The organism is Nibricoccus aquaticus (assembly GCF_002310495.1).
In the GTDB taxonomy this organism is placed as follows: domain Bacteria; phylum Verrucomicrobiota; class Verrucomicrobiia; order Opitutales; family Opitutaceae; genus Nibricoccus; species Nibricoccus aquaticus.
Map to the genome: position 1 here is coordinate 1,425,121 of NZ_CP023344.1, position 12,489 is coordinate 1,437,609.

At 65.3% G+C, this 12,489-nt stretch carries 5 protein-coding genes; 2 read left to right on the forward strand and 3 right to left on the reverse strand.

What is annotated here, in order from left to right; translation table 11 throughout:
- Window positions 1-83 precede the first annotated feature (83 nt).
- Window positions 84-2,927 (forward strand): transporter substrate-binding domain-containing protein, encoded by a 2,844-nt coding sequence (locus CMV30_RS06005; RefSeq protein ID WP_096055176.1) that lies wholly within the window; start codon window positions 84-86, stop codon window positions 2,925-2,927.
- 16 nt (window positions 2,928-2,943) lie between these two features.
- On the opposite strand, the gene CMV30_RS06010 is transcribed toward CMV30_RS06005, so the two are convergent.
- The 3 genes from CMV30_RS06010 to CMV30_RS20640 form a co-directional block, all read right to left on the reverse strand.
- Window positions 2,944-4,617, reverse strand: a complete 1,674-nt coding sequence (locus CMV30_RS06010; RefSeq protein ID WP_217494470.1) for an alpha-L-fucosidase — start codon at window positions 4,615-4,617, stop codon at window positions 2,944-2,946.
- A gap of 75 nt (window positions 4,618-4,692) precedes the next feature.
- Complete coding sequence (locus tag CMV30_RS06015; RefSeq protein WP_096055178.1) at window positions 4,693-5,817, reverse strand: glycoside hydrolase family protein; 1,125 nt, start codon at window positions 5,815-5,817, stop codon at window positions 4,693-4,695.
- Between the two features lie 181 nt (window positions 5,818-5,998).
- Window positions 5,999-9,961, reverse strand: coding sequence for a hybrid sensor histidine kinase/response regulator (locus tag CMV30_RS20640; RefSeq protein ID WP_096055179.1), 3,963 nt, complete (start codon window positions 9,959-9,961; stop codon window positions 5,999-6,001).
- Between the two features lie 223 nt (window positions 9,962-10,184).
- On the opposite strand from CMV30_RS20640, the gene CMV30_RS06025 reads away from it, so the two are divergent.
- Window positions 10,185-12,485, forward strand: a complete 2,301-nt coding sequence (locus CMV30_RS06025) for a rhamnogalacturonan lyase family protein (RefSeq protein WP_175414747.1) — start codon at window positions 10,185-10,187, stop codon at window positions 12,483-12,485.
- Window positions 12,486-12,489 lie beyond the last annotated feature (4 nt).

Genomic DNA, 12,489 nt, shown 5'->3' on the forward strand with positions numbered 1-12,489 from the left:
AACTTTCCCCCCTGCCGCGCTTGTGCCCGGCACCGACTGCGCCGATATAACAGCAGTCCCGATCCCCCAACGGCCCCCGCCCCATGCGGCCCTTCCCAGCTTACCGCCTATCCGTCCGGCTTCTCACCCTCTGTGCGTTTCTGTGCCTCGCTCCCGGCGCTTTCGCACAGCCCGACCGCGATCGCTTCGCGCGCCCCCTCGTCATCCCCACCCACACGGATAACTACCCGTACTCCTTCGTCGGTGCCTCCGGCCAGCCCGAGGGCTTCACCGTCGAACTCCTCGACGCCGTCGCCCGCACGATGAGCCTCAAAATCGAGCGCCCCCTCCTCCCGTCGCAAAATTTCAAGGACGGCCTCGTCTCCGGCCGCTACGACATCCTCCAGGTTTACTCCTTCGATCCCAGCCGCGAATCCTTTGCCGCCTTCTCCACGTCCTACCTCACCCTCCAGGGCTCCCTCTTCGTCAACCGCCACGCAGGCCTCCGCTCGCACGACGACCTCCCCGGCCGCGAGATCGTCATCGTCGGCCCCGGCAGCCCCGGCGACCAGTACATGCGCGAGTACGCCCCCGCGTCCCGCATCACCTACCTCGGCGGCGCGCAAGAAGCTCTTCACCACCTCGAAGCAGGCACCCGCCAGGTCGTCTTCCTCACCCGGCTCACCGCCCTCTCCGTCATCGAGCACTACGGCCTCAAAAATGTCGTCCCCCTCGATCCCCCACTCCACGGCGCCGACGTCCGCTTCTGCTTCGCCGTCCGCCGCGACGACACCGAACTCCTCACCCGCCTCAACGAGGGCCTCGCCATCCTCCATCGCACCGGCGAATTCAACCGCCTCTACGAAAAGTGGTTCAACCGCGTCGAACCCCGCAAAATCTCCCGCCAGCAGGCCGCCTTCATCGCCTTCCCTCTCCTCCTGATCGCCCTCGCCGTCGCCCTCTACGCCTGGTGGCACCAGCGCCAGCTCCGCACCCGTCTCGCCCGCCAGTCCGCCGAACTCGCCGAAAGCCGCGCCCTCCTCGCCGAGGCCCAGGCCTTCGCCCACCTCGGCCACTGGCGCCGCACTTTCGGCCCTCCCGACACCGTCATGTGGTCCGATGAAACGTTCCGTATTCACGAACTCGATCCCGCCTCCGGCCCGCCAAAAACCTTCGACGAGCTCGCCGCCACCGCCCTCCCCGCCGACTCCGCCCGCTGGCGCGCCTCCGTCGAACGCGCCATGCGCGAAAAATTCTCTTACCAGCTCGACCTCGCCATCGAGCCCCGCCCCGGCCTCCGCAAATTCATCCATATCCGCGGCCGTTCCCAGACCGACTCCTCCGGCCGCGTCACCGCCGTCTTCGGCACCGTCCAGGATATCACCGCCCGCCGCGCCGCCGAGCTCGCCCGCCAGGAATCCGAACAACTCCTTCGCGCCCTATACGACAACCTCCCCAACGCCCTCGGCGTCCTCGACCGCACGGCCACCGGCTGGGAACTCGTCTCCCTCAACCCCGAAGCCGTCCGCCTCACCGGCCTCGCCGACCTGTCCACCATCGGCGAACCCGAAACCGCTTCCCTCTCCAAAGAAGCCTGGTGGCGCGACCTCCTCGCCCGCGCCGACTCCGCCACCTCCCCCGTCCGCTTCCAGTTCCAACGCGACGACCTCCGCCGCGAATTCGCCGCCACCCTCGTTCCCCTCCGCGCCCCCGACGGCCACCCCCGCTGCTGCTTCCTCATCGAGGACATCACCGACCGCAACATCCGCGACGCTGAGATCGCCCAGGGCCGCCGCCTCCGCGCCATCGGCGAAATGGTCGGCGGCATCGCCCACGAATTTAACAACCTCCTCACCCCCATCCTCATCACCGCCGACGCCCTCGCCAGCGATCCCCGCTCCGATCCCGCCCACCAGGCTGAACACAAACTCATCGCCGACACCGCCCGCCGCGCCTCCGGCCTCACCCGCCGCCTCCTCACCTTCGAGCGTAAAGCCGACCGTAAGGCCGAACTCGTCAACCTTCACACCGTCGTCGAGGCCAACCTCGATCTCCTCCGCCACACCGCCGACCGCCGTATCCGCCTCTCCAACACTCTCGGCGCCGACCTCCCCGCCCTCCACCTCGACACCGGCGATCTCAACCAGATCGTCCTCAACCTCCTTCTCAACGCCCGCGACACCCTCGACGAGAAACTCACCCTCCCGTCCGCCCCCGGCTGGCAGCCCTCCATCACCCTCGACGCCGCCACCCTCCCCGCCTCCGCCACCACTCCCCAAGACGCCACTCACTCCACACCCGACCACTGGCTCCGCCTCGCCGTCACCGACAACGGCCTCGGCATGTCCCCCGCCATCATCGAGCGCATCTTCGAGCCCTTCTACAGCACCAAACAAGTCGGCCGCGGCACAGGCCTCGGCCTCGCCACCGTCTGGCACCTCGTATCCGATCTGGGCGGACGCATCGAGGTCCAGTCCACCGAAGGCACCGGCACCACCTTCTTCGTCTACCTCCCGGTCCGCCCCGTCGCCCTCGCGCCCGCGGCCACGCCCCCCGAATCGCCCCGCCCCGACTCCGGCCTGCGCCTCCTCGTCGCCGAAGACGAAGAACTCATCGCCAGCGTCCTCGGCACGCTCCTCAGGCGCGAACGCCACGAGGTCACCCTCGCCCCCAACGGCCGCCAGGCCTGGGAGATCTTTGAGCACAACCCCGCCGCCTTCGACGCCCTCCTCTTCGATCTCAACATGCCCGAGATGACCGGCCTCGAACTCACCCGCCGCGTCCGTGCCTCCGGCTACCGCGGCCCGCTCCTCATCATGAGCGGCCGCATCACCGAAGAAACCCGCCGCGAACTCACCACCCTCCAGGTCGATGCCATCGTGAACAAACCATTCACCCTCGACTCTCTCCGCTCCGCCCTCGCCCTCGCCCTCGCCCGGCATGGGTAAGCCGGGCGCCCGTCCGTCACAGCGCCACCTTGAAAACGATCGCTGCCTCCGCCACCGGCGTCCCCTCAACCGGCCCGATCACCAGCGCATCCTCACTCTGCTCCCACGTCACCGTCCCGCCCCCGCCGAGCAGCCGCACATCCGCCACGCCGCTCCCGCCCGCCGCCTTCCCAAGCGCCGCCAGCCGTAGTGGCTCCGTGGGCACGCCCATCACGATCACGTAAACCGTCCGCCCATCCTTGCTCGCGGTATACCGCAAATCCGCCGCCGTGAACGGCTTTCCCTTCCCCTCATTAAATCCCTGCGCCGTCAGCTCCACGCCCACACTCGCCGGGCCTTCGCCAAAAACTTTCCACGGTCGCGTCGCATAGATCGCTTCGCCATTCACCGCCATCCACGCCGCGATCTCCTCCAGGATCGCCACTTCCTTCTCGTCGATCGCCCCATCGCCGCGCACCGGCACATTAAGCAGCAGATTGCCGTTCTTGCTCACGATATCCGCCAGCATGTGGATCACCGTCCGCGCCGACTTGTACCGGTCCTTCTCATAAACGCTCCGGTTATAATGCCAGCCGCCCAGGCACGTGTCGGTCTGCCACGCATAAGGCAGCGTCGTCGCGGGAACTCCGCGCTCGATGTCCCACACCAGCGCCTTCCGCTGCTCGTCATTCAAAATTTTCCCGAAGATCACGCCCGCGTCTCCCGCCCCGCGTCGCGCATGCGTCGCGTTGTAGAAATGCGCCGCGATCTTCAGCCCCGCGTCCGACACCGGCCACAACGGCAGCGCCGTGTCGTCGAAGTACAGCAGATCCGGCTTCGCCTGATTGATGAGATCCACCGTGCGATCGTAGAAATTCTGGCAATAAGCCAGATCCGTCCGCGTCACGCCGTTGTCCCAATGCCAGCGCCGGTGAATCGACTCCGCCGCCTCGAACCCCGGACTCGGCGCATGGGCTTGCGCGTAGAGCTCCTGCGGATCGAGCCCCTCCCACCACGTGCCTTTCCCGTCAGCCAGCGTGAGTTTTCCATCGTACGGCACGCCCGCCTTGTCCCCCGTCTTGTCCGCGCCCTGCGCGACTTCGTACCAGCTCCACGCATGCGCCGCGTGGACGCTCACGCCAAACGGCAGCCCTTGCGCCCGCGCCGCCGCCGCCCATCCCGCGATCAAATCTTTTTGCGGCCCCACGCGCACCGAGTTCCACGCGTGATGCCGGCTCGCCCACAGGTCGAGATTGTCGTGGTGATTCGCCATCGCGAAAAAATACCTCGCTCCCACGCGCTTGTAGAAAGCGACGAGCTTCTCCGGCTCCCACTTCTCCGCCTTCCACGCGTGGATCACATCCTTGAATCCAAACACCGACGGATGCCCGTAACGCTCCACGTGAAACTTATTCTGCCGGTGCCCCTGCACATACATGAAACGCGCATACCAGTCGCCCGCCTCCGGGACGCACTGCGGCCCCCAATGCGCCCACATCCCGAACTTCGCGTCGCGAAACCACTCCGGCACCTCATAACCCTCCAATGATTTCCACGTTGGCGCGAACGCCCCCGCCGCCACCGGCTCCACCCGCGTCGAAACAATGTGCTCCGGCGTCGCATCGCTCGACAGCGACTCCGCCTCCATCGGCACCGTCACCACCAACACAGACGCCAGCATCCAGGAAACGTGAGAATAGTTCGGGCTCATAAATTCGTTTAGTTTTCTGCTATCGGTTTCATCCCTCCGAGGGTGGACGCGTCATCCCTGACGCGCCGGTGCGACTCACTTCCCCGCCGGATTCACCACCCGCTCCTCCGACGGCAGTTCCGCCACATCCGCCAGATCTCGGTCCAGCGCCGCGCCATCGAACGGAATCACGATCACCTTGTTCCCATGTCGGTCGTTTCCCTTCTCCTCGTCCTTCGGCACATCGAGCACCGCCAGCGTCACCGCGACCACATGCCCGTTCTCGATCACGACCGCCGGCCGCTCCAGCTTGTCCCAACGATTCACCGTCCCATCCGTGTAGCGGACAAAATCCACGCGCGGATCGTACGCCACGCCACGCAACGACCAGCCGCTGATCCCGTCCTTCGACGTCAGGTGATAAGCCCTGCGCTGGCTCCAGCTGTTCACGACGATGTGATAACGCCCGCCGCTAAACCAGATCACCGGATCTTCGAGATCGCGCTGCTCCAGCCCCGGGATCTTCGGATAAATGCTCGGCCCCTGCGCCACGTACGGCCCGAGAATCCCGCTCTTGCTGATCAACATCTGCCCCGAGCGCGGCACGATTTGAAAATCGCCGTCAGGCCGCAGCATCACCGAGTAGTTCGACGCGCGCTTACGCACATCACCCTCGGTCACGATATTCCCAAAATGTGTCCACGGCCCATCGAGCGAGTCCGAAACGAACACATCTCCCTGCCGCGTTTCGCTCACCACCACCGCATAGCGCCCGTCCGGTAGTTTAAGCGCGGTGACATTGTGCCCGCGCCCGTTCTGATTCCCCGGCCACATCGGCCCGCGATCCACATACGGTCCGAGCAGATGCTCGCTGATCGCACTGACGCCAATCGAGTCCTTCCACCCGTGATGCCCACGCGGCTCATCCCAGCGACTCGCAAACAGCCGGTACTTCCCATCTGCGCCGCGAATGATCTGCCCATCCCAGTAACAATAACGATTCGCCCCGTCCTCGAGCCCGTTCCGCGTATCGCGCGGCAAAGTTCCCGGCGCTCCCCACGCCTCCGCCGTCAACGGCCCCTGCGCCGGTATCGGCAAAAAATAATCAATGAACGATTTGGTCTTGGCCGCCGCGCCCGACTCAGCCGCCGCAAGCGCGACTGAAGTCAGACCAGCACAAGAGAGCGCCAGCAACAGGACGGATTTCAGGCAGGTTTTCATAGGGGAAATATATCCGGGGGTTACCGCAGTCGGTTCATTCACGCGCAGCCGTCTGCTTGCTTCCTAGGAAACTCAAAAAGCTTAGAACCCGGACGGACTCGCGAGCTTTTCCAACTGTCCACCGATATGTCCGATGACCGCCGTGACCGGCACGTCTCGCCCGGCATTTACCCCACCGCCTTCACGCCGCGTCCGGAAAAAACTTCACCAGCATCGCCGCCAGCTCCGGCGGCCGCAGCGGCTTGGTCAGATAACCATCCATCCCCGCCGCCACGCATTGCTCCGAGTAGCCTTTCACCGCGTGCGCCGTCAGCGCCACAACCGGCACCCGCGCCCGGCGCTCCACCTCGATCTCGCGGATATGCTGCGTCGCCTCCATCCCGTCCATACCCGGCATCTGCACATCCATCAGCACGATGTCGTATCGGCCATCCCGGTACTTCGAGACCGCCTCTTCGCCGTGCGAGGCCAGCTCGACCGCATGACCCATCTTCCGCAACAACGTCGATGCCACCACTTGGTTCACCGTATTATCCTCGGCCACGAGCACCCGCAGCGTCCGCCGAGCACTCGTTCTCGAAGTCTTTTCCGCCTCCACAGCCTCCGCCGGAGCGAGAAACAAATCCCGCAGACACTCGTCCAGCCGCGCGCTCGTGACCGGTTTTCTCAGTCCAAAATCCGCCCCGATCTCCGCGAGTGTCCGTGCATCCAGCGCATGATCCGTCGCCGTGAGTGCCACGACTCGCGCCGCACTCACCAGCGCCCGCGCCCGCCGCACTTCCGAAGCCGCGTCCACGCCCGGATGTGAAACATCGATGAACAACAAATCCACCGGCTCTCCCTGCGGTTCATCCGCCCCCACAGCCCCTATGCCGCGATGATTCAACTGTGCTGCGAGTTCGCTCCGCACCGTGCCCGCCGTTCCAGCCACGAGCGCCGTCCGTCCGCGCACCGCCTCCGGCAACGCCCGCCCCGCCCGGCCAGTCACGATCCGCTCCAGCTTCAAACTGAAATAGAAACGACTCCCCTTCCCCGGCTCGCTCTCGACCGCGATCTGCGCGCCCATCAGCGCCACCAGCCTCCGGCAGATCGTGAGCCCCAGTCCCGTCCCGCCGAAGCGCCGCGACATCGAGCTGTCCGCTTGCTCGAACGGATCGAAAATCGCCGCCAGTCGGTTCTTCGGAATGCCGATCCCCGTGTCCTCCACACTTACGCGCACCACGCACTCGCGCCCATCGTCGGCGATCATCTCCGCCCGCAGCACCACTTCGCCGCTCTCCGTGAACTTCAGCGCGTTCCCCAGCAGATTGATGATGACCTGCCGCAACCGCGACGCATCCCCGCGCAGCCGCCCGTGCAAGGCAGGATCGGATACGCACACCAGCTCCAGCCCCTTGCGCGCCGCCCGGATGGCCACCGTGTCCGCCGCTCCCTCCAGACACTCCACCAGATCAAACTCCACTGGATCGAGCGTCAGCTTGCCCGACTCGATCTTCGAAAAATCCAGGATGTCGTTGATCACCGTCATCAACGCCTCGCCCGATGCGATCACCGTCCGCAGATAATCCGCCTGCTCCTTGTCCTTGGCCAGCCCCAGTGCCAGCTCCGTCATGCCGATCACCCCGTTCATTGGCGTGCGGATCTCATGACTCATGTTGGCGACAAAATCGCTCTTCGCCCGGCTCGCCGCCTCCGCCACATCCTTGGCCTTCTCCGCCGCATCCTTCGCCTGCGAAAGATCCCGAGTACGCTCGTCCACCAGCCGCGCCAGCTCCGCATGGATCGCCCTCATCCGCCGCGTCCGCCAGATAAAGAACCCCGCGAAACCCGCGCATATTCCGGCACCCGTCAACGGCCAGAACCACCACGTCTCCGTGAAGTGAGGCTCCAGATACACCTCGCACACCGCCGGCTCCAGACTCCACACGCCATCGTTGTTCGTCCCGATCACCTCAAAGCGCCGCGGCCCCGGCCCCAGCCCTCCATAAAACGCCTCACGCCGCCCGCCCGCATCCACCCACTCCTTGTCCACGCCCGAAAGCCGGTATTTGAACCGGTTCTCCGATGAATTCGTCAGGCTCAGCGCCGTGAAATGAAACGCCAGCTCTCCACGCCCCGCCGGGATCGCCTTCAACTCCTCGCCCCGCCGCTCGATCTTGTCCGCCACCACCCGCTCAATCACCACGCGCGGTGCCAGCGCGTTCGCGCGGATGCGCTCCGGATGGATGATCGCCACGCCCTTGCTCGTCGCGAACAGCAGATTCCCGTCGCCCGCCAACGCCACCGCATGCGACGACGCCGAATTCGGCGCCGGGCTCCGCATCCCGTCCTGCTCGTTATACAGTGTAAACTCCAGCGCCGCCTTCTTCCCCGCCGAAACCGCCTCGAACTCCGTCATCGGGATGCGCACCACCCCATTGCGATAACCCACCCAAAACGCCCCGCCGTGCTCGATCGCTGAATACGTGAGAATCCCCACCGACGTCGGCATCGTGAACGTCTCCACCCCGTCCCCGCGCACACGCTGGATCTGCAACCCGTCGCGAAACACCCACACCGTCCCGTCCGCCGCCTCCAGGATGCGCGTCACATTGTTCTTCGCCGGCGTCTCCTTGTGGAAACCCGTCCACTTGTCATCCGACGGATCGTACCAGCCGAGCCCACCTGCCCAGCCGACCCACACCCGCCCGCGCCGGTCGATCATCATCGCCCCAGGCAGCGTCACCTCCGGCATCACCACCGTTTCGAAACGCCCGTCCTTCAAACGCTGCAATCCGTTCCGCGCGCTGAGCAACCACACATCTCCCTTCGCATCCGTCGCGATCGTCCTCACCCGTGTGTCTATCCCCTCGTCTTTTCCAAAATGAGTAAATGCCCCGTCCTTCAACCGGCTCACCCCCTGCCCGTAGTACCCGATCCACAACGCCCCGTCCCGCCCTTCGTGCAGCGCGATCACACCTTCCTCTTTTAATCCATCCGCCTGGTGCAGCGTCCGCCCACTTCCATCCGTGAAATGCGTCAGCCCCCCGCCCCACGTTCCGGCCCACCACGAGCCGTCCCGCATCGCCTCCACCGACAGCACCGAATTCGCCTCCAGCCCTTCCCGCCGCGTGTAGTTCATCACCTTCACATCCCCCAGCCGCACCAGCCCCGAATCCGTCCCGCACCACAAATTCCCTTCGCGATCCTCCGTGATCGCCAGCACATGGCTCAGCGTCTCCACCCCGCGCACCACCACCGGCTCCAGCTTTCCATTCGCATAACGCAAAAGCCCGTTCGGCGTCCCGATCCATAGATTCCCATCCCGGTCGATCTGCAGACTGCGCACCGTGTTCACCGGCACTCCGCCCAGCGACGGCACCCGCCTAAACTTCTCACCGTCAAATCGATAAAGCCCCGACGGCGCCCCCAGCCACCAGCTCCCGTCTGCATTCTGCACCACCGCGCGCATCTCCCCGATCACCGCCCCCGATCCCTGATACCTGAAGACCATCGCCTCCCCGTCTTTCACCATCATCGACGGCGTACCCATGACCACGATACCGTCTCCATTCCGCTCCGGCACCACCATGTTGATGCTCGACAGCTTCACACCTTTCGGTGCCGCCACTTCCTCCAGCTTTCCTCCCCGATAACGAAAAATTTTGTTCGACGTGCTCAGCACCAACCCGCGCTCACCATCGCGCGCGATCCACGTCACGTTCTGCCCTTCCAACGCCTTCAAACTCTCCGGCCGCATCCACTCGCCGCGCCGGTTCCACACCACGCCATTCGGCGTCCCGATCCAAAGCATCCCGTCCACGTCTTCATACGTGCAATACGCCACCTCGTCCTCCGGCAGCAGCGGCACATTCGCGTGCGTGTACGCCGTGAACGTCACTCCATCGAAACGCGCCAGCCCGCCTCGCGCGCTCAACCACAAATACCCCTCCGCCGTCTGCGACACCGCCCGCACCGCCGCATACGGGATACCGTGGTGCGTCGTCCACTCGTCATAACGATAGTGCGAAGGCGCGCGCGACGGATCGAGCCCGCTCACCACGCCCACCGCGCCCAACAACAGTCCCAGGCCCGCCAGCAGACGGACCGACAGGGAAAAGCGATGGGGCAGACGCGGCGGCAACACCTGCCAGCATCGGCACATCCCAACCCGGAGTTTACCCCGTTTGACTGTATGAGAGCGCCTCCTTTGCCCGCCTCACCCATCGGGTATCGCCTGCCTCCGTCCGCCGCTTACCCCCCTTGAGCCGGACAAAACCACCCCGCATCGCCCGTCCTTTTGCGCACCTCCGCAGGCGTCTGCCCCGCTCACCCTCTTTCCGGCCATCCGGTCGGACCGTCAGTAACATCAGCAGTCACCCAAAAACATGAATACCCCAAGAACCACGCTCCTCGCGCTCGCCGCCTTCGGCCTGTCGCTCGGCTCCGCCGCACCGCTCGCCGCCGCTCCTTATCAAATGGAAAACCTCGGCCGCGGCGTCGTCGCCCTCCGCACCTCCGGCACCGATGTCTACATCGGCTGGCGCCACCTCGGCCTCGATCCCTCCGGCATCGGATACAACGTCTACCGCTCCGCCAACGGCGCCACCGCCGTGAAGCTAAACGCCTCCCCCATCACCGCCTCCACCAACTTCGTGGACACCACGTCCACCGCTTCGGCCACTAACGTCTACACCGTCCGCCCCGTCATCAGCGGCGTCGAGCAAACCGCCAGCGCCGGTTTCACACTTCCCGCCAACTCCACCGCCACCGGCTACCTCCGCGTCCCGCTGATGCAGCCCGCCGGCGGCACCACCCCCAGCGGCGAAGCCTACACCTACTCGCCCAACGACACCTCCGTCGGTGACCTCGACGGCGACGGCGAATACGAACTCGTCGTGAAATGGGACCCCTCCAACTCCAAGGACAACTCCCAGTCCGGTTACACCGGCAACGTCTACCTCGACGCCTACCGTCTAAATGGCACCCGCCTCTGGCGCATCGACCTCGGCCGCAACATCCGCGCCGGTGCTCATTACACCCAGTTCCAGGTGTATGACCTCGACGGAGACGGCCGCGCCGAGGTCGCTTGCAAGACTGCACCAGGCACCGTCAGCGGCACCGGACAAAACGTCCTCATGGGCAGCGACAGCGCCAGCGCCGACTACCGCAACTCCAGCGGCTACATCCTCAGCGGCCCCGAATACCTCACCATCTTCAACGGCCAGACCGGTGCCGCCCTCGCCACCGCCGCCTACGTCGTGCCTCGCGGCACCGTCGGCAACTGGGGCGACACCTACGGCAACCGCGTTGACCGCTTCCTCTCCGGCGTCGCCTACCTCGACGGCAACCGCCCCAGCCTCATCATGTGCCGCGGTTATTACACCCGCGCCGCCATCGCCGCCTGGGATTACCGCAACGGCGCGCTCACCCAGCGCTGGACCTTCGACACCGGCGACAGCACCACCGGTTCCCTCGCCGCCTATCGCGGCCAGGGTGCCCACTCACTCTCCATCGCCGACGTCGATAACGACGGAAAACAGGAGATCATCTACGGCTCCTGTACGATCGACGACAACGGTGCCGGCAAATACTCCACCACCCTCGGACACGGCGACGCCCTCCACGTCTCCGACATGAATCCCAGCCGCTCCGGCCTCGAAGTCTGGATGGTCCACGAATCACCGTCCTCCTACGGCAACTACGGCTCCGAAATGCACGACGCCAGCACCGGTGCCATCCTCTTCGGCACCTCCGGCGAAGGTGCTGACATCGGCCGCGGCTGCGCGGGCGACATCGACTCCCGTTACCTCGGCTATGAATGCTGGGCCTCGCGCGGCGGCCTCTACTCCGCCAGCGGCACCCTCATCTCCAGCACCCGCCCCAGCCCCATGAACTTCATGATCTGGTGGGACGCCGACCTGAAACGCGAGTTCTTGGACGGCACCACCATCTCCAAATGGAACGAAACCGCCTTCAACTCCACCACGCTCCTCGCCGCCTCAGGCGTCGCTTCTAACAACTCTACCAAGTCCACGCCCAACCTATCCGGCGATATCCTCGGCGACTGGCGCGAAGAACTCATCCTCCGAGAAACCGGCAACACCGCCCTGCGTATCTACATTTCCACGTCAGTCGCGACCAACCGTCTCTACACGCTCATGCACGACGCCCAGTACCGCGTCGCGATCGCCTGGCAGAACGTCGGCTACAACCAGCCTCCCCACCCAGGTTTCTACCTCGGCTCCGGCATGAGCGCCCAGCCCGCGGCTAACATCACCTACGTCGGCGGCACCGTCACTCCGCCCACCAGCGACACGTACCAAGCTGAGTCCGCCGCCATAGCCGGCGGCACCACCATCGACTCCAACAACGCCGGCTTCAACGGCACCGGCTTCGCCAACCTCCCCGTCACCGGCGGCTCGCTCACCTTCAGCAACGTCGATGGAAACGGCGGCGGCACCAAGGCCCTCCAAATCCGCTACGCGCTCGGCGCGGCGGCTGCCCGTACTGGCAACCTCACCGTCAACGGCTCCACCACCAGCATCACCTTCCAGCCCACCGGTGCGTGGACGACATGGACCACGCTCACTGTGAACATCGCCCTCAATAACAACTCCACAAACACGATCCAGTTCGCCAGCACCGGCGGCGACCTCGGCAACATCGACCAGATTACCGTGCCATAGCTCT